Genomic DNA, 18781 nt, shown 5'->3' with positions numbered 1-18781 from the left:
TCCTCAACCAATCACTTCCGGCCATTCCGTGTGGAACATCGTCCCCTCCGGCTTGTCGATGCGCTCGTAGGTGTGCGCCCCGAAGAAGTCGCGCTGCGCCTGCAGCAAATTGGCCGACAGCCGCTCCGAGCGGTAGCTGTCGTAGTAGCCCAGCGACGCGCTGAACGCCGGCACCGGGATGCCGTTCGTCACCGCCAGCGCCACGGTTTCGCGCCAGTTCTGCTGCGTGCGGTTCAGCAGGTCCTTGAAGAACGGGTCCAGCATCAGGTTCGTCAGCTGCGGGTTGCTGCGGTACGCATCGGTGATGCGGTTCAAAAAGCGCGCGCGGATGATGCAGCCGCCGCGCCAGATCGCCGCGATGCGGCCGAGGTCGAGCCCCCAGCCCTTCTTCTCGCCCATCGTCTTCATCAGGTCCAGCCCCTGCGCGTAGCTGATCACCTTCGATGCATACAGCGCGTCTTGCACCTTGGCCACCAGCTGCGACTTCACCGGCGACAGGTCGACCGTCGGGCCCTGCAGCTGCTTGCTGGCCGCCACGCGCTGCTTCTTCTGCGACGACAGCACGCGCGCCTCGACGGCTGCGTTGATCGTGCTGATCACCACCGCGTTCTCGGCCGCGTTCAGCAGCGTCCACTGGCCGGTGCCCTTCTGGCCCGCCTTGTCGAGGATCAGCTCGACGATCGGCTTGCCGGTCTCGGCATCAATTTGTTCCAGCGCCTTGCCGGTGATCTGGATCAGGTAGCTCTGCAGCTCGCCTTCGTTCCACTGGTTGAAGATCGCCGCCATCTCCTGCGTCGTGAAGCCGGCCGCCTTGAACAGGCTGTAGGCCTCGCAGATCAGCTGCATGTCGCCGTACTCGATCCCGTTGTGGATCATCTTCACGTAGTGGCCGGCACCGCCCGGGCCGATGTGGATCACGCACGGTTCGCCGTCCACCTTGGCCGAGATGGCCTCGAAGATCGGCTGCATCACTTCCCAGGTGGAGGCCGGCCCGCCCGGCATGATCGACGGGCCCTTGCGCGCACCCTCTTCACCGCCCGAGACGCCGGCGCCGATGAAGCGCAGGCCCTTGCTGGTGAGGTACGCGTCACGGCGCTCGGTGTCGGTGTAGAGGCTGTTGCCGCCGTCGATCACGATGTCGCCGGGCGACAGCAGCGGGATCAGCTGCTCGATCACCGCATCGACCGGCGCGCCGGCCTTCACCATGATCTGGATCTTGCGCGGGGTGGCAAGGCTCTCGACGAAGGCCTCGAGCGTCGCCGCGCCCACCAGCTTCTTGCCCGGGTGGCGGGCGACGAATTCGTCGGTGACGGCCGTCGTGCGGTTGAACACGCTGACCTGGAAGCCGTGGCTCTCCACGTTCAGCACCAGGTTCTGGCCCATCACGGCCAGGCCGATCAATCCGAAATCGCTTTTCATGGTGACGTTGGCGCGCAGCGCGAAGACGTTGGGAATGGCGGCCATTTTGACGTCATTCCCGTCACCCTGGCGACGGTCACGGTTTCGGCCACATCCGGTCGATCCAGTCCGACCAGGTCTTCAGCCGCGCCGGGTCGGCCCCCATCTGCGTCGCCTTCCACAACCCGTACTGCTCGGTCTGCTCGGTGGTGGCGCGATAGTTCACCTGGTTCATGAAGTAGCTGCCGTCCACCGCCTGGCCGAGCGGCGTGCGCTGCGCATCCAGGCAGTAGCGGAAGCCGGCCCACGGTTCGGGCTCGCCCAGCTGGCTGTTGTTCGGGTCGCAGCGCCGCCAGGCGGTGGCGGCCGTCTGCGAATACAGCATGTTGAACTGGCGGATCGCGCCGTTGACCACGCGCGGGTACAGCCCCGGCGACAGCTCGTCGAGGAAGCGGTACTTCGACGTGCCCTTGCCGTTGTTCGACGCGGTGTCGATGAAGTTCGTCACCGACAGGTGCTTGGCGACCTGGCCGCGCCCGTAGCGGCCGCGGTTGGCGAACAGGTCGGGCTGCGCCGGGTCGTACAGCACGATCTCGTTGTTGACGTACTGCGCCGACTTGATGCGCGCCTGCAGCAGCCGCACGTAGTGCGTGTCGTTGGCGGCCTTGGCGGCCGGCGTCGCGGTGCCGACCTTCATGCCCAGGTAGTCGTCGAAGGCCGTCAGGTACGGCCAGTCCATCGAGAAGTTCACCCAGTCGCTCTGGCCGCCCGGGTTCACCGACATCTGCAGCTGGTACCACTGGTTGGTGCGGTAGTAGGAGCCGACGATGTTGCCGGCCTCCCACGCGTCATACCACTCGCGGGTGATCTTGCCGGTGCTGTCGGTGTCCTGCTGGTACACCATGTGCGGCGCCAGGAAGAACAGGCTGACGCTGTTGAACGGCCAGCCGTGCGCCTCGCCGCGACCCTTCCAGGCGCCGGTGGCGGCGTCCTTGTCGCCGATGAACCATTGCTGGTTGCCTTCGAGGCCGTACACCTGCGCCATCTCCCACTGCTTCACCGCGTTCCAGTGCAGCATGCTCGCCACCGAGCGCTCGATGAACGCGTTGGTCGTGAAGGCGGCAGGGTTGGCCGCGGTGGTCGTGGCCGACGCCAGCTTCTGCAGGTTGGCCGCGCCGACCTGCGCGCCGTACTGGCCGCTCGCCGCGATGTGGTTGCCGCGGCCGCCGCCCAGGTAGTTGTAGCCCTCCCAGCCGGCCTGCGTGAACATGGCCTTGATCTGCACGCGCTCGTCCACCTTCAGGTGGCTCCAGTCGCCATGCACGCCGTTCGGGTTCTGGTGCGCGGTCAGCCACGCGAGCAGCGCCTTGTACTTGCCGTTCGGGTCCTTCTTGCCGTCGGCGGCGCTGAACTTCGCACCGGCCTCGAACGATCCCTCGGTGGTGGTCGGCCACACGTCGTACGGGTGCGTGGTCGGCAGCCAGGCGTTCCAGTCGGGGAACTGCATCGGGATCTGCATCTCGCGCGTGTTCATCGTCGCGCTCGGGTCCATCACCTTGTCGACCTCGGCCTGCGTGACGCTCAGCGCGCCGCTCAGCGGCTTGCCGAACAGCGCCTTGGTGGCGTCGGTGGCGCTGTCGAGTACCGCCTCCAGCCCGGCACCGGCGGCCCACTGCGTCTCGCAGCCGATGCCGCTGCAGTCGAGGCCCGGGCCCGGCTGGTACGGCGGGTTCCACGGGCGCGCCTTCGGGGCGTGCGGCACGCCCTGCAGCGTGTAGCGCAGGAAGGCGGCGATCTGCTTGCCCTGCGCCTCGCTCAGGCCGTGGTAGCGGCTGCGCTGCACGATCGAGTTGTTCGAGTAGTTGAAGTACTGCAGGTCGCGGCCGTCCTCGGCATGGCAGGACGAGCAGGCCGCCTGCAGCTTGCGGCTGACGAGCGGCGACTTGGCGAGCGCACCGCGCGCGCTCCACAGCGCGCGGCCGAGCTCGACGTCGCCGGTCAGCGTCTTGCCGGCGTTCTTCTCGACCAGCGGATCGACGCGTGCCACCGCGTTGCTCGCGAGGCTGGTGCCGGCGTCATCGCGCAGCTGCAGCTCGAGCACGCGGAAGCCGTTGCTCTCGCCGTCGGTGCCGTTGAAGCGGAACTGGATGCGGTTGCCCTTCGGCCACGCGACCAGCCGCGCGCGCGCCGCGGTGTCGAGCGCGAGCGTGATGCGGGTCGTGAAGAAGCCGCCGTTGACGCCGCCGTGGATGCGCTCGTTGTCGGCCAGCGTGACGGTCTGGTCGGTGATGTCGATCCAGGGCACCTGGGCCTCGCCGGCGGTGTCGGTGCCGCCGAGCACGCGCAGGCTGGCCTTCACCTTCGGCGGCGTGGCGGCCAGCGCTTCGAACTCGGGGGCGCCGTAGTAGCCGCAGCGGTGGCACAGCAGGTACAGCTTGGTGGCTGACGCGAGCTTGCTGCTGTCGAGGTCGAGGCGGGTTTCGACGACCAACGGGGCTTTCGGCGAGCCGTCGCCGAGCACTTCGATCGGCAGCGTCAGCGCGGCGGGTTGCGGCGCCGGGGCGGGCGAGGGCGCAGGCGCGGGGGACGGTGCCGGTGCGGGAGCCGGTGCCGGCGCAGGAGAGGGGGCCGGTGAAGGCGCGGGTGCAGGGGCCGGAGCCGGCGCTGGCGCTGGCGCAGGACTCGGGGAAGGCGCTGGAGCGGGCGCCGGCGAAGGTGCCGACCCGACCGGTGTCGGCGCGGGCGTGCCACTGTCATCCGACCCGGCGCCGCAGCCGCTCAGCAGCAGCATCGACAGGAAAAGGGTGGAAACGGTTCCGCCCACACGTGCGGCTCGGCTGCTTCGGATCATCATGCTTGGGGTGGGAGACGTATCGCAATCGCCGATGGATGACGCGGCGCGGCTGACGGGATGCGTCAGTCCGGCTTCACTTCGCGTCGGTTCCTGCCGGGAAAGGCGGCGTGTGCCTGCGGTTGTTCTGGATGCAGGGCGTGAAGCAGTTCGCATGCCGCGGCCGGGCCGCGCTTGCGATTGGATGCAATTTCAACGCGCCGGCGCGGCGTGCAGGCTCTCGAAGCGGTGCGCGAGCGCGCGCAGGTCGTGCGCGAGCAGGCCGACGGGGCCGGCGATGCGGGCGGCTGGGCGCGGCGACGCGAGCATCGAGAGGTCGGGCGTCGCCCGCGTGCGCAGCGCCTGGGCCGCGCCGCGCAGGGCCTGGGCGATCGCCGCGGCCGGGGCCGCCGCGTCGGGCTGCAGACCGGGCAGCAGACGGGCGATCACGGCGCTGTCCTGGTGGACCCGAGAGACCATGCGCGCAAGCTGCACGTGCGCGTCGCGCTCGACGGGCCGCCTGCGAAGGCGCGCGATCCACGCGCGCTCGCGATCGGCCTGCACTGCGATCACGGCGAGCTCCCGCAGGCGGCTGCGCACGGTGCTGTCGGGTACCGCATCGGCTTCCTCGTCCAGCGGGCGGGCGAATGCCTCGAGCAGGTCGGCGCAGGCACCGGTGAAGCGCGCACCGGCGCGCGCGGCCCGCAGCAGCAGCGACACGCCGAGCCCGACCAGCACGCCGATGCCGACCTCGGCGCCGCGCAGCCACGCGACCTGCAGCGCCGAATGCCCCGGCATGCTGCCGCTCGACAGGATGATCAGCGCCGCGACCGGTGCACTGGCGATCAGCGGCAGCGTGGCACTCGCGAACGCGAGGGCGGCGACGATCAGCAGCGTGGCAGGCGCCGCATCGACGCCGTGCTGCCGCAGCCAGACGCCGCCGACTCCGCACAGCGTGCCGAGCACGGTGCCGCCGAGCCGAGCGCCGCCGGCGCCGACGCTCGCACCGGCATTCGGCCGCACGACGATCAGTGCCGACATCACCGCCCACAAGCTCTCGGGCAGGTGCAACGCGCTCGACACCGCATAGGCCGCGATGACGGCCACCGCGAGCTGTGCGCCGTGCCACAGGCGCCCGTCGGCGCGTGCGTGCGCAACGCGTGCGGCGAGTGRGGTCACGTCACGTTCCTTTGCACCGAGGCGGTACCGCCGAGCCGCGCGGCCAGTGCCTCCATCAGCGCGCACGCCTGCAGCAGCGTCGCGCGGCCGGACGCGTCCAGCGTGTCGGCAATCGCATCGGCGAGCGAGGCTTCACGCCGGTGCACGTCGGCCTTCAGCTGTTGCAGTCCGGTTCGGGTCAGCGACAGCACGCTCTGGCGACCGTCATGCGCGTGCGGCGCACGTGCCAGCCAGCCGTCGGCCTCCAGCTCGGCGAGCAGGCGTGTCAGCGTCTGCAGCTTCACGCGCTCGTGGGCCGCGAGTTCGCTCGGCGACATCGGCCCGCGCCGGTACAGCGCACCCATTGCGCTGAGCTTGGCGACGCTGATGCCCTCGGGCGGCAGCGCGTGGCGCAGCTGGCGCGTCAGGTCGGACAGTGCGGCGCGCAGCCGCACGGCGCATTGCCGTGGCTCGGTGTCGGTGGGCATGCGATGATCATAAGATCAATCTTAGTTTCTACGCAAGTCGGTGCTGTCGCCATTGCGCGACGCAGTCGGCGAGCAGTGCGTCGCGGCTGGTGGCCGACGGCTGAAGGCCGAGGGTCGTCGCGGCGGCATGCAGCGCGTGCGCCGGGTTGGCCAGGTCGAGCGCAGCCGCGCCGTTCTGCTTCGACAGCTTCTCGCCATTCGCACCCAGCACCAGCGGCGTGTGCAGGTACTGCGGCAGCGGCAGGCCGAGCAGCCGCTGCAGGTGGACCTGGCGCGGCGTGTTGTCGGCGAGGTCTTCGCCGCGCACGACGTGGGTGATGCCTTGCAGCGCGTCGTCGACGACCACCGCGAGCTGGTAGGCCCACAGCCCGTCGGCCCGGTGCAGCACGAAATCGCCGACCGCCTGCGTCAGGTTCTGCCGCTGCGCGCCGAGGCGGCGGTCGTGCCAGTCGATCACGATGTCAGCCTTGTTTGCGTCGCAGCTCAGCACCCGCGTCGCGCGGGCCAGCTTGCCGTGCAGTCCGTGGCGGCAGGTGCCGGGGTAGACCAGCTCACCGTGCCGCGGCTTGCCGTGGCCGGCCGCTTCGAGCGCGAGCGCGATGTCGCGCCGCGTGCAGCCGCAGGGGTACACCTGCCCGGCGGCGCGCAATGCGTCGAGCGCCGCCTCGTAGTGCGCGCCGCGCTGCGATTGCCACACGGGAGGCTCGTCCGGCAGCAGCCCGCATTGCGCGAGCTGCGCCAGGATCTGCGCATCGGCCCCCGCCACGCAGCGCGGCGTGTCGACATCCTCGATGCGCACCAGCCACGCACCGCCATGCGCCCGCGCATCGAGCCAGCTCGCGAGCGCCGCCGCCAGCGAGCCGGCGTGCAGCACGCCGGTCGGCGACGGCGCGAAGCGTCCGCGGTAGCCCATGCGCTCAGGCGCCTCCGAGCGGCAGCAGCCCGCTGTGCCGCTCGATCAGCGCGCTGCGCGTGGCCGGGCTCTCCAGCTGCGACAGCCACCAGCGCAGCGCCAGCCCCAGCTGCGGCTTGCGCGTCGCGCTGCCGGCCGGCACGCTGCGCCAGGCGTAGCCCAGGCGCGCGACCTGCGTCGGCCGCTGCACCGCCTTGACGACCAGCCGGCCGGCGGCGATGTGCTCGCGCACCAGCGGTTCGGGCAGGAACCCGCAGCCCAGGCAGCGCAGCTGCGCTTCGATCTTGTTCTGCATCGTCGCGACGGTCAGCACGTCCTGCCCGGGCAGCAGGTTCACCGTCAGCGGCGCCATGCGCTGCGCCGAATCGGCGACCGCCACCGCGCGGTGGTGGATCAGGTCGGCATCGCTCAGCACACCCTCGGCGTGGGCCAGCGGATGGTGCGGCGCGATCGCGAACACGAAGCTGATGCTGCCCAGCGGCTGCATCTGGATGCCGGGCGGCATCGTGCGGTCCACGCCGACGCCGATGGCCAGGTCGGCCTGCCCGCTGACCAGTGCCTCCCAGGTGCCGGCCAGCACCTCGGTGCGCAGCCGCAGCCGCGTGCCCGGCCCGCCGCTGGTGGCGCCCGGGCTCTCGGGGCTCAGCGCATAGAAGGCCTCGCACAGCTCGAACAGCGTGGCGCGCGACATGATGCCATCGACCGCGACCGTCAGCTGCGTCTCCCAGCCGGTCGCGACGCGCTTGACGCGGTTGGCCACCGCATCCATCTCCTCCAGCAGCCGGCGGCCCTCGTGCAGCAGCTCCTCGCCGGCGGCCGTCAGCTTGGCCTGGCGCGAGCGGCGGTCGAACAGCAGCACGTCGAGCGCGTCCTCGAGCTGGCGCACGTTGTAGGTCAGCGCCGACGGCACCTTGCCCAGCTCGCGGGCCGCCGCGGCAAAGCTGCCGGTGCGGGCGATGACGTCCATCATCGCGAGCGCTTCGGGGGTCAGGACGTTGCGGGGACTGGTCATGGCGGGGCCGTCGGAGTTTCGTTCATCTTATTTGAATGAACGCTTCAACGCGCGGCCCGTGATGGGCCGGGGAGCGGCGCCTACAGTCTCTTCACACCCCAGAGATCACCACCGAAAGGACACGACATGCTCACCCTGCGCAAATCGACTGAACGTGGCTACGCCGACCACGGCTGGCTGAAGTCGTTCCACAGCTTCTCGTTCGCCGACTATTTCGACCCGAAGCACATGGGCTTCGGCAACCTGCGCGTGATCAACGAAGACCGCATCGCCCCCGGCACCGGCTTCGGCACGCACGGCCACCGCGACATGGAGATCGTGTCGTACGTGCTGTCGGGCGCGCTCGGCCACAAGGACAGCATCGGCAACGGCGCGCAGATCGTGCCGGGCGACGTGCAGCGCATGAGCGCCGGCCGCGGCATCCAGCACAGCGAATACAACCACGCCGCGGCGGACACGACGCACTTCCTGCAGATCTGGATCGAGCCCAACGTGCGCGGCATCGAACCGGGCTACGAGCAGAAGCACTTCGACGAAGCGCAGAAGCGCGGCACACTGCGCCTGGTCGCGAGTCCCGATGGCCGCGAGGACTCGGTGAAGCTGCACGCCAATGCGACGCTGTATGCCGGGCTGTTCGACGGCGACGAGCACGCCGAGCTCGCGCTGCCGGCCAACCGCAAGGCCTATGTGCACGTGGTGCGCGGCAGCGTCGAGGTGAACGGCCAGGCCTTGTCCGCGGGCGACGCGGCGATGCTGGACAACGAACCGGCGCTGCAGATCGGCGCCGGGCGAGACGCTGAAGTGCTGGTCTTCGATCTGCAGTGATTTTTCAACCGCAACCAAGGACGACCCATCATGTTTGAACGCCTTCAAAACCCGCTCGCGCTGGCTGCGCGCATCCTGCTGGCTCTCATGTTCGTGCTGGCCGGCTTCAGCAAGCTGACCGGCTTCGAGGGCACGGTGGGCTACATCGCGTCGAAGGGCCTGCCGCTGCCGCAGGTCGGCGCGGTGATCGCGCTGCTGGTCGAGATCGTCGGCGGCATCGCGTTGATCGTCGGCTGGAACGCGCGCTGGGCGGCTGCCGTGCTGGCGGTGTTCACCGCGGCCGCGACCGTGATCTTCCACAACTTCTGGGCGGTGCCGGCCGACCAGGCGATGGTGCAGAACCTGATGTTCATGAAGAACGTCTCGGTGATCGGCGGCCTGCTCGCGATCGTGGCCTTCGGCGCCGGCGCGCTGAGCCTGGATGCGAAGCGCCGCTGATGACCATCGACGCCCACCTGCATCGGCGGCCCGCCGCGGCTGACCAACCGGCCAGCGCGCTGACGTTGCTCACCAATGGCCGCCATGCGTGGGCCGCCGATCTGGACCGCACGCTCGGCGGTGCAGACGCCGCGCCGAGCCCGCACGACCTGCTCGACTCGGCGCTGGCCGCCTGCACCACGCTGACGCTGGAGCTCTACATCCGCCGCAAGGCGCTGGCCGTGCGCTCGCTGCACGTGCAGGTGGACCATGTCGAGACGCGTGGCGATGACGGCGGCGCGCGCTACCAGATGCAACGCCGCATCCACATCGACGGCGACCTGGCCGAGGCCGACCGCGCCCGGCTGCTCGAGATCGCCGGCAAGTGCCCGATCCACCGGGTGCTCGAAGGGCAGACGCGAATCGAGACGACGCTGACGTAGTGGGCCCGGGGGCCGTCATCAGCCGTTAAAGTCGCCGCCATGGACATCATCCTCAAGCTCGTGGCGGTGCTGCCCTGGACGGACTGGGCGGCCCTGGTGGCGTTCTTCTGCGCCTGGGCCGGCTACATCTGGTTCGCGCACCGCCGCGCGCTGACGCAGCCGTCGATCCTTGCGTCGACCAACCGGGTGCGGCGCGAATGGATGCTGCAGACCACCTACCGCGAGGTGCGCGTGATCGACGGCGTCGTGCTGCAGAACCTGTCGACCAGCCCGTCCTTCTTCGCGTCGACCACCATCCTGATCATCGGCGGCCTGCTCGCCGTGCTGGGTACCAGCGACAAGGCCACCGAGATCGTGCGCGACCTGCCGTTCGCCGCCCGCACCTCGGTGCTGGTGTTCGACTTGAAGGTGGTGCTGATGCTCGGCATCTTCGTCTATGCATTTTTCCGCTTCACCTGGTCGATGCGGCAGTACACCTTCGGCGCGTTGTTGATCGCCGCGGCGCCGGAAGCGACGCAGTTGCTCGAACAGGGCGCGGACGGCGAGGCGCGCCGGCAGGCCTTCGCGAAGAAGGCGGGCGGCGTGGTCAGCATGGCGGCCGAGACCTTCAACGACGGGCTGCGGGCGTACTACTTGTCGTTCGCCGCGGTGGCCTGGTTCTTCTCGCCGCTGATCTTCATGCTCGCGACGGCCGGCGTGGTGTACGTGCTGTACCAGCGCGAGTTCAGGTCGGACGTGCTGGCAGTGCTGAACACCTGATCACCGGCTCGTAGTGCGCGCCCTTGCGGCGCAGCACCAGCAGCGGCAGGTCGGGATCAGCAGGCCCGAACACCAGCCGGTGCTCGTGGTCGGTGTACGGCGTGATGACCTCGATCCGCACGTTGAACGTGGCGGCGGCGATGGCCACGTACAGGTCGCCCATCTCGTGGTGCCAGCTGCCCGGCGTGCCGAGCTGGTCGAGCATCCGGCCGCGCTCGTGGTCGTCACGCGGCAGGACCGCGAGGTACTGCTTCTCGTCCGGGAGATTGCTCGCCGGCGTATCGCGCCAAGCCGCGTATTCGCGTTCGACGTGCGCCACCATCTGCTGGCGCATTTCGGTCGATGTGCGCGGAAAGCCGGCCGCCGCACTACCGCCCAGGTCCTCGGCAGCGACGAGGATCGAATTGAAGGCACAGTTGCCGTCTGGCGCGATGGGTCGGGTCTTCGCATTGGCGAAGGAGATGGGGACTGCGGTCGCGTGCTCCTCGACCTTCTGCCGATAGACCTGCTCCACGGTCTTCAGGTCTTCGCGGAAGCATAGCTCGATGCCTTCGACACCGACCATGTTGAAGAAGGCGTCCTGGCCTTCGACCGTGTTCAGGTCGGGGAACGTGGCGCAGGTTTTCTTCGCTTCCAGGCGGGCCTTCTTCGCCGCGGATTCGCAGCCCGAGGCCGGGACAGCCGCCTCCCGCACCCTCTTGTTTCCCGTCAACCGTCCCACGCTCATGCTCTGGCTCCCGCAGCCAGATCCACCTGGTGCGAGCACTTGGTAACGCCACGGCCGAAGCCGTTCCATCGCCGGTTCAATTGACCCGCGTCAGCCCCGGGTCCCGCGCCAACCTCAGCCCGCTGAACTGCCACTGCACGTCCGGCGGAAAGAAATTCCGGTAGCTGGCCCGCACATGCCCGGCCGGCGTGGCGCACGAGCCGCCGCGCAGCACCATCTGCTGGCTCATGAACTTGCCGTTGTATTCGCCGACCGCGCCGGGCAGCACCTTGTAGCCGGGGTAGGGCAGGTAGCTCGATTGGGTCCATTCCCAGACGTCGCCGAACAGCTGCGAGGGCGCATCGGCCGGCGCATCGGCGACCGGCATCGGGTGGAAGGCGCCGCTGTCGGCGAAGTTGGCCCGCGCCTGCGGCCGGGCCTGCCGCGCGGTGCACTCCCACTCGGCCTCCGTCGGCAACCGCGCGCCGGCCCAGCGCGCATAGGCGTCGGCCTCGAAGTAGCTCAGGTGGCAGGCCGGCGTGTGCGGGTCGACCACCATCTCGCCGTGCAGCGTGTGCGTGAACCACGCGTCGCCGTCGCGCCGCCAGTACAGCGGCGCCTGGTGGCCGCCGTTGCGCACCCAGTCCCAGCCGAGCGAGAGCCACAGCTCCGGCCGCCGGTAGCCGCCGTCGTCGATGAAGGCCATCCATTCGCCGTGGCTCACCGGCCGCGACGCGAGCTCGAACGGCGCGATGAACGTGCGGTGCCGTGGCGTCTCGTTGTCGAAGCAGAACGCGCCGTCGCGCTCGGGGTCGTGGCCCAGCTCGAACAGCCCGCCGTCGTAGCCGAACCAGCGCAGCGCCTGCGGCTGCACCGCGCTGATCGGCCAGCGCTTGCCATAGCCGGGGTGGTCGGGGCTGAACGACAGCGCATGCTTGATGTCGGTCAGCAGCAGCTCCTGGTGCTGCTGTTCGTGGTGCAGCCCGAGCGTGACCAGCGCCGCCAGCTCGGCATCGCCGGCCCGCTGCGCGATCAGCGCCTGCATGCGCGCATCGACATCGGCCCGGTAGCGCAGCACGTCGGCCAGCGCCGGCCGCGTCACCAGCCCGCGCTTCGCCCGCGGGTACTGGTCGCCGATGCCGTTGTAGTAGCTGTTGTAGAGCACGCGGAAGCGCGCATCGAACGGCTGGAAATCGCGCTCGAAGCGCTCCAGCAGGAAGGTCTCGAAGAACCAGGTGACGTGCGCCAGGTGCCACTTGGTCGGGCTCGCGTCGGGCATCGACTGCACCTGGCAGTCTTCGGGCGACAGCGGTGCGGCCAGCGCGAGGCTGGTCTCGCGGACCTGGGCATACCGATTGCCGAGCGGACTGTTCGGCTGGAGGGGAAGGTTGCCGCTGCGGGGCAGGCTGTGGGACTGCATCGGTGTCTCCTGCGTGGCGCCTTCGTCGCGCCGATCCGCGGCACCTTACACCGATCTCGTCGGCAGCAGCGCCGCGTCGACGGATTCCCTTTCGTCGAACACGAAACAGTGGCCGTCGAAGTGCTTGCCGCCGGCGTCTTCGAAGTACTTCAGGATGCCGCCTTCGAGCTGCAGCACGTTCGGCACGCCGGCCTCGGCCATGAACAGTGCCGCCTTCTCGCAGCGGATGCCGCCGGTGCAGTAGCTCACCACCGTCTTGCCCTGCAGCTCGGCAGCATGGTCGCGCAGCGCCTGCGGGAACTCGGTGAACTTCTCGATGCGCCAGTCGAGCGCGTTCTCGAAGCGGCCGTGGTCGACCTCGAAGGCATTGCGGGTGTCGAGCATCACGACCTCGCGGCCGGCATCGTCGTGGCCGGCATCGAGCCAGCGCGACAGCGTCTGCGCGTCGACGGCCGGCGCGCGCCCCGCCTCGGGCCGGAACTGCGGGTGGTTCATGCGGATGATCTCGGGCTTGACCTTCACCAGCAGCTTGCCGAAGGGCACCGCATCCGACAGGCTCTCCTTCGGCGCCAGCGCCGCGAAGCGCGCATCGCCGCGCAGCCAGGCCACGAAGCCGCGCAGCGCGTCGGGCGCGCCGGCCAGGAACAGGTTGATGCCTTCCTCGGCGAGCAGCACCGTGCCCTTCAGGTGGCGAACGGCTGCTTGTGAGCGAATGCTCTCGCGCAGCGCCTGCGTGTCCGTCAGGGTCACGAACAGGTAGGCGGAGATGTTGAGGATGGGTTTCATATTCGTGCGAAGCCCGGCATTTTACGGAGCCCACGCTCCCTAGAATGCCCGGATGGCCTTCATCCACCTGCGCACCCACACCGAGTTTTCCGTCGTCGATGGCACCCTGAGGATCGACGAGCTGGTGGATGCGGCGGCGCAAGACCACCAGCCGGCACTCGCGATCACCGACCTGTCGAACCTGTTCGGCGCGGTCAAGTTCTACAGCGCGGCGCGCAAGAAGGGCGTGCAGCCGATCGTCGGCGCCGACATCTGGCTCGAGCCCGACACCACCGTCGGCGAAAAGAACCCGAGCCGCCTGCTGCTGCTCGTGCAGAACGTGGCGGGCTACCACAACCTGTGCGAGCTGCTGTCGCGCGGCTGGGTGCTGAACGCGCAGCGCGCGCAGGCCTGGCACAAGCTCGAGTGGCTGCAGGAACTCAATGGCGGGCTGATCGCGCTGTCGGGCGCCGAGATGGGCTCGATCGGCCAGGCCCTGATGGCGCAGGACACCGCGCGCGCCACCGCCGCGGCGCAGAAGCTCTCGGCCATCTTCGACAAGCGCTTCTACCTCGAGCTGCAGCGGGCCGGGCAGCCGACCAACGAGGCCCACGTGCGCGCCGCGGTGCCGCTGGCCGCCGCGCTGCGCCTGCCGGTGGTGGCAACACACCCGGTGCAGTTCCAGACGCCGGACGACTTCGAGGCCCACGAGGCCCGCACCTGCATCGCCGAAGGCGAGACGCTGACCAACCCGCGCCGCGTCAAGCGCTTCACGCGCGAGCAGTACTTCAAGTCGCAGGCGCAGATGGAAGCACTGTTCGCCGACCTGCCGAGCGCGCTCGCCAACAGCGTCGAGATCGCGAAGCGCTGCAGCCTGACGCTGGTGCTGGGCAAGCCGCAGCTGCCCGATTTCCCGACGCCCGAGGTCAACGGCGAGCGCATGCTGCCCGAGGCCTACTTCCGCCACGCCTCGCACGAAGGCCTGCAGGAGCGGATGCTCCACCTGTACCCGAACGAGGCCGACCGGGCGCGCGAGATGGCGCGTTATGTCGACCGCCTCGACTTCGAGATCAACACGATCCTGAAGATGGGCTTCCCCGGCTACTTCCTGATCGTGGCCGACTTCATCATCTGGGCCAAGACCCACGGCTGCCCGGTCGGCCCGGGCCGCGGCTCGGGCGCCGGCTCGCTGGTGGCCTATGCGCTGAAGATCACCGACCTCGACCCGCTGCGCTACAACCTGCTGTTCGAGCGCTTCCTGAACCCCGAGCGGGTGTCGATGCCCGACTTCGACATCGACTTCTGCCAGGGCAACCGCGACCGCGTCATCGACTACGTGAAGGACAAGTACGGCCGCGAGGCCGTCAGCCAGATCGCGACCTTCGGCACCATGGCGGCCAAGGCCGCGCTGCGCGACGTGGGCCGCGTGCTGGGCATGGGCTACGGCCACGTCGACGGCATCGCGAAGCTGGTGCCGGCACCGCCCGGCAAGACCGTCACGCTGAAGCGCCCCGGCGACAAGCCCGACAGCGGCATCATCTACGCGCGCACCGAGGCGCCCGAGATCGAGGAGCGCGAGAAGAACGAGGAAGAGGTGGCCGAGCTGCTCGCGCTGGCCGAGCGCGTCGAGGGCATGGTGCGCAACATCGGCATGCATGCCGGCGGCGTGCTGATCGCGCCCGGCAAGATCACCGATTTCTGCCCGCTGTACATGCAGCCCGGCAGCAACAGCGCGGTCAGCCAGTTCGACAAGGACGACGTCGAGGCGATCGGCCTGGTGAAGTTCGACTTCCTGGGCCTCGCGACGCTGACCATCCTCGAGATGGCGAAGGACTTCATCGTCGCGCGCCATCCCTCGCGCAAGGACTTCGCGTTCGACAAGATCCCGCTGAACGACCGCGGTGCCTACCAGCTGATGAGCGAGGGCAAGACGGTTGCCGTGTTCCAGCTGGAATCGTCCGGCATGCAGCGCATGCTGAAGGACGCGAAGCCGAGCGTCTTCGAGGACATCATCGCGCTGGTGGCGCTGTACCGGCCAGGCCCGATGGACCTGATCCCGAGCTTCTGCGCGCGCAAGCACGGCCGCGAAGAGGTCGAGTACCCGCACCCGCTGATGAAGGAGGTGCTGGAAGAGACCTACGGGATCATGGTCTACCAGGAGCAGGTGATGCAGGTCGCCCAGCGCCTGGGCGGCTACTCGCTCGGCGGCGCCGACCTGCTGCGCCGCGCGATGGGCAAGAAGAAGCTTGAGGAGATGGTGGCGCACCGCGCGACCTTCGCCGAGGGCGCGGCCGGCAACGGCATCGCCGAGCCGCTGGCCAACGAGATCTTCGACCTGATGGAGAAGTTCGCGGGCTACGGCTTCAACAAGTCGCACGCCGCCGCCTACGCGCTGCTCGCGTACCACACGGCCTGGCTGAAGGTGCACTACCTGGCCGAGTTCACCGCGGCCAACATGAGCGTCGCGCTGGACGACACCGACAAGCTCAAGATCTTCCACGACGACGCGGTGATGCTGGGCATCACCTTCGAGCCGCCGAACATCAACACCGGCACCCACCGCTTCGAGCCGGTGGCCGACGACGTGGTGCGCTACGGCCTGGGTGCCATCAAGGGCACCGGCCAGAGCGCGATCGAGGCGATCGTGCAGGCGCGCACCGAAGGCGGCCCGTTCAAGAGCCTGTTCGATTTCTGCGCGCGGGTCGACCGCAGCCGCATCAACAAGCGCACCGTCGAGGCGCTGATCAAGGCCGGTGCCTTCGACCTGCTGCACCCGGAGCGTTCGCTGTTGGTGGCGAGCATCGGGCTCGCGTTCGAATACGCCGACACGCAGGCGGCGCACGCCGACCAGGGCGGGTTGTTCGATTTCGGCGATTCTCATGCAGCGTCGACGCAGGAGCCGGCGCTGGTGCAGGTGCCGCCGTGGGACATCAAGGAGCGGCTCAGCTTCGAGAAGGTCGCGCTCGGCTTCTACCTGTCGGGCCACCTGTTCGACCAGAGCGGCGATGAGGTGCGGCGCTTCGCGAAGCGCAAGATCGCCGACGTGATCGACAGCCGCGAGCCGCAGATGCTGGCCGGCATCGTCGGCGACCTGCGCGTGATCAACGGCCAGCGCGGCCGCGTCGCGATCTTCAAGCTCGACGACAAGAGCGAGGCGATCGAGGCGGTGGCGAACGAGGAGCTGCTGAACGCCAACAAGGAGCTGCTGAAGGACGACGAGCTGATCATCGTCTCGGGCAAGGTGCAACCCGACCGCTTCTCGGGCGGCATGCGGCTGAACGTGCTGCAGGTGTGGGACCTCGCGACCGCGCGCTGCCGCTTCGGCAAGTACCTGCGCGTCGAGGTCAACGGCAGCGTGCCGCCGGTGGCCGAGGTGCTGCGCGATTTCCCGAGCCGGCGCGTGCAGACCGACCAGGGCACGACGACGCAGGGGCTGGCGGTGCGGCTGGTGGTGCAGCGCGATGCGGCCGTCGGCGAGCTCGATCTGGGCGAGGAGGGCCGCTTCTTTCCGAGCGATGCGGCGCTCGCGCGTTGGGTCGAGAGCGCGCACGGCCGCGCGAACGTGGTCTACGAATAGCTCTGTTTGCGAGCATCTGGTTACGAATGGTCACCAGTTGACTGTTCGTGAGTCGGCACTGAACGCTGCAGAAACGTTTTGAAGTCATCATCAGCGAGAAGTCACTCGCAGGAGATGTTCATGAAACAAGCCATCACCCTCATCGCACTGGCCGTTGCCGGTGTGTCCTCGTTCGCGGGAACCAACGTCGGCGTGTCGGTCAGCGTCAACCAGCCTGGCGTCTACGGCCGCATCGACATCGGCAATGCGCCGCCGCCGATCGTCATCAACCCGCAGCCGATCATCATCCAGCAGCCGCCGGCCGTGGTGGTAGAGCGCCGTCCGATCTACCTGCGCGTGCCCCCGGGCCACCAGAAGAACTGGGGCCGCTACTGCGGCCAGTACGCGGCCTGCGGCCAGCCGGTCTACTTCGTGCGCGAGGACTGGTACCAGGACCACTGGCGCCGCGAACACGAGCATGACCACGATCATGACCGCCACGACGACCGTGGCCGTGGCCATGGCCATGGCCGCGGGCACGACAAGCATGACAAGCACGACGACCACGACCGCGACGACCATCGGGGCCGTTGAGATCGATGTGAGGCCGGCTGCTTCGGGCTGAACCCGATCCGCCGGGGCGTGTGGCCTGACTACACTCAGGCCCCATGCCGACACCACCCACCACGGGCCTGATCCTCACCGGAGGCGGGGCCCGTGCCGCCTACCAGGTCGGCGTCCTGAAGGCCCTCGCGCAGATCCGCCGCGAGGTCTCGCCCGACGACCGCAGCAATCCCTTTCCCGTGATCACCGGCACCTCGGCCGGCGCGATCAATGCGGCCGCGCTGGCCAGCCATTGCGACGACTTCGACGCGGCCGTCGCGGCGCTGTGCGAGGTGTGGGAGAACTTCCGCGCCGAGCAGGTGTACCGCTCCGACTCGTTCGGCGTGATCCGCACCGGCGCGCGCTGGCTGACGATGATGTCGATCGGCTGGGTGATCGCGCGCTGGCGCCGTGCGCGCCCGCGCTCGCTGCTCGACAACTCGCCGCTGGAGGCGCTGCTGAAGCAGATGGTGTCGGTGGGCCGGCTGCGCGAGCTGATGGGCGCCGGCCACTTGCAGGCGCTGGCGGTCACCGCATCGAGCTACAGCTCGGGCACGCACGTGACCTTCTACGACTCGGTGCAGGACATCGTGCCGTGGACGCGCTCGCAGCGTGTCGCGGTGCGCGACCAGATCACGGTGCCGCACCTGCTGGCCTCGGCCGCGATCCCGTTCGTGTTCCCGGCCGTGCCGCTGAATTTCGACGGCATGGTCGAGTACTTCGGCGACGGCTCGATGCGGCAATCGGCGCCGATCTCGCCGGCGGTGCACCTGGGCGCGAGCCGCATCCTGGTGGTCGGTGCCGGCCGCATGCACGAGCCGCCGGGGCGCCGGCAGGTGAACGGCGACTACCCGAACATCGCGCAGATCGCGGGCCATGCGCTGTCGAACATCTTTCTCGATGCGCTGGCGGTGGACGTGGAGCGGCTGCAGCGGGTCAACAACACGCTGTCGCTGCTGCCGCCCGAAGCCCTCGCACGCACCAGCCTGCGGCCGATCGACGTGCTGGTGATCGCGCCGAGCGAGCGGCTGGACGATCTCGCAGCCAAGCACCTGGCGAGCCTGCCGGCACCGGTGCGCGCGCTGCTGCGCGGCGTGGGGGTCTCGGGGCGCGGGGCCGACACGCGCGGCGCGGCGCTGGCGAGCTATCTGCTGTTCGAGGCGCCGTACACGCGTGAGCTGGTCGCGTTGGGCGTTGCCGATACCTTGAAGCGGCGCGAGGAAGTGGCGCGCTTCTTCGGCTGGGGTGTTCGCTGAGGTCGGCGCGGCAAAGGCGCTGACGGGGAGTCCGTGGCTCGCCAGACGGGCCGGTCTTCGCCCCTGTCGGGGCGAAGACTTCCCTCCGCTGACTGGCTTCATGGCCCGTCGCCGAAACTCCCGTCACTCACTTCGTTCGTTGTGGTCAAACAGTCGGCGACAGTCAGTTCACGAAGCGTGCTGCGCACGCGGGCCATGAATCCAGCCAGCTCCGGCGCCCCGTCCCTATTGG

At 69.2% G+C, this 18781-nt stretch carries 16 protein-coding genes; 7 read left to right on the top strand and 9 right to left on the bottom strand.

Going from position 1 to position 18781, the window contains the following annotated elements; all coding sequences use genetic code 11:
• Positions 1–3: 3 nt before the first annotated feature.
• The 6 genes from gnd to ACXJLU_RS03270 all read right to left on the bottom strand — a co-directional run bounded on the left by gnd (position 4) and on the right by ACXJLU_RS03270 (position 7799).
• Positions 4–1464, bottom strand: a complete 1461-nt coding sequence (gene gnd / locus ACXJLU_RS03295) for a decarboxylating NADP(+)-dependent phosphogluconate dehydrogenase (protein WP_457329051.1) — start codon at positions 1462–1464, stop codon at positions 4–6.
• A gap of 31 nt (positions 1465–1495) precedes the next feature.
• Positions 1496–3889, bottom strand: coding sequence for a hypothetical protein (locus tag ACXJLU_RS03290; protein WP_457329050.1), 2394 nt, complete (start codon positions 3887–3889; stop codon positions 1496–1498).
• A 552-nt stretch (positions 3890–4441) separates the two neighbouring features.
• Positions 4442–5407, bottom strand: coding sequence for an FUSC family protein (locus ACXJLU_RS03285; RefSeq protein WP_457329049.1), 966 nt, complete (start codon positions 5405–5407; stop codon positions 4442–4444).
• Complete coding sequence (locus ACXJLU_RS03280; protein WP_457329048.1) at positions 5404–5874, bottom strand: MarR family winged helix-turn-helix transcriptional regulator; 471 nt, start codon at positions 5872–5874, stop codon at positions 5404–5406. Before ACXJLU_RS03280 ends, ACXJLU_RS03285 begins: the two co-directional genes overlap by 4 nt.
• A gap of 28 nt (positions 5875–5902) precedes the next feature.
• Positions 5903–6787 (bottom strand): tRNA glutamyl-Q(34) synthetase GluQRS, encoded by an 885-nt coding sequence (gluQRS, locus tag ACXJLU_RS03275; RefSeq protein WP_457329047.1) that lies wholly within the window; start codon positions 6785–6787, stop codon positions 5903–5905.
• Between the two features lie 4 nt (positions 6788–6791).
• The gene (locus ACXJLU_RS03270) at positions 6792–7799 is read right to left on the bottom strand and encodes a LysR family transcriptional regulator (protein WP_457329045.1); all 1008 of its coding nucleotides are present in this window, start codon (positions 7797–7799) and stop codon (positions 6792–6794) included.
• A gap of 126 nt (positions 7800–7925) precedes the next feature.
• On the opposite strand from ACXJLU_RS03270, the gene ACXJLU_RS03265 reads away from it, so the two are divergent.
• The 4 genes from ACXJLU_RS03265 to ACXJLU_RS03250 are packed head-to-tail and all read left to right on the top strand — an operon-like array spanning position 7926 to position 10243.
• Positions 7926–8624, top strand: coding sequence for a pirin family protein (locus ACXJLU_RS03265; RefSeq protein ID WP_457329044.1), 699 nt, complete (start codon positions 7926–7928; stop codon positions 8622–8624).
• Between the two features lie 30 nt (positions 8625–8654).
• Positions 8655–9062, top strand: a complete 408-nt coding sequence (locus ACXJLU_RS03260) for a DoxX family protein (RefSeq protein WP_073468208.1) — start codon at positions 8655–8657, stop codon at positions 9060–9062.
• On the top strand, positions 9062–9484 hold the full coding sequence (locus tag ACXJLU_RS03255) for an OsmC family protein (RefSeq protein ID WP_457329043.1): 423 nt from the start codon (positions 9062–9064) through the stop codon (positions 9482–9484). The genes ACXJLU_RS03260 and ACXJLU_RS03255 overlap by 1 nt, the downstream gene beginning before the upstream one ends.
• Before the next feature lie 39 nt (positions 9485–9523).
• A complete protein-coding gene (locus ACXJLU_RS03250; protein WP_457329042.1) occupies positions 9524–10243 on the top strand; it encodes a DUF599 domain-containing protein in 720 nt (239 codons plus the stop codon).
• Here ACXJLU_RS03250 and ACXJLU_RS03245 read toward each other — a convergent pair.
• The 3 genes from ACXJLU_RS03245 to ACXJLU_RS03235 all read right to left on the bottom strand — a co-directional run bounded on the left by ACXJLU_RS03245 (position 10209) and on the right by ACXJLU_RS03235 (position 13155).
• Positions 10209–10970, bottom strand: a complete 762-nt coding sequence (locus tag ACXJLU_RS03245) for an OTU domain-containing protein (protein WP_457329041.1) — start codon at positions 10968–10970, stop codon at positions 10209–10211. The genes ACXJLU_RS03250 and ACXJLU_RS03245 overlap by 35 nt on opposite strands.
• Before the next feature lie 76 nt (positions 10971–11046).
• Complete coding sequence (gene egtB, locus ACXJLU_RS03240) at positions 11047–12369, bottom strand: ergothioneine biosynthesis protein EgtB (protein ID WP_457329040.1); 1323 nt, start codon at positions 12367–12369, stop codon at positions 11047–11049.
• A 45-nt stretch (positions 12370–12414) separates the two neighbouring features.
• Complete coding sequence (locus ACXJLU_RS03235) at positions 12415–13155, bottom strand: sulfurtransferase (protein ID WP_457329039.1); 741 nt, start codon at positions 13153–13155, stop codon at positions 12415–12417.
• Between the two features lie 52 nt (positions 13156–13207).
• On the opposite strand from ACXJLU_RS03235, the gene dnaE reads away from it, so the two are divergent.
• The 3 genes from dnaE (at position 13208) to ACXJLU_RS03220 (ending at position 18549) form a co-directional block, all read left to right on the top strand.
• Positions 13208–16711 carry a DNA polymerase III subunit alpha gene (gene dnaE, locus ACXJLU_RS03230; RefSeq protein ID WP_457329038.1) on the top strand — a complete coding sequence of 1168 codons (3504 nt, stop codon included), beginning with the start codon at positions 13208–13210 and terminating at the stop codon, positions 16709–16711.
• A gap of 120 nt (positions 16712–16831) precedes the next feature.
• Positions 16832–17284, top strand: a complete 453-nt coding sequence (locus tag ACXJLU_RS03225; protein ID WP_457329037.1) for a hypothetical protein — start codon at positions 16832–16834, stop codon at positions 17282–17284.
• Between the two features lie 74 nt (positions 17285–17358).
• Positions 17359–18549 carry a patatin-like phospholipase family protein gene (locus ACXJLU_RS03220; RefSeq protein ID WP_457329036.1) on the top strand — a complete coding sequence of 397 codons (1191 nt, stop codon included), beginning with the start codon at positions 17359–17361 and terminating at the stop codon, positions 18547–18549.
• Positions 18550–18781: the final 232 nt, after the last annotated feature.

It is taken from the genome of Rhizobacter sp. P5_C2 (assembly GCF_054049715.1).
This window is presented reverse-complemented; position numbering and strand designations above follow the sequence as displayed.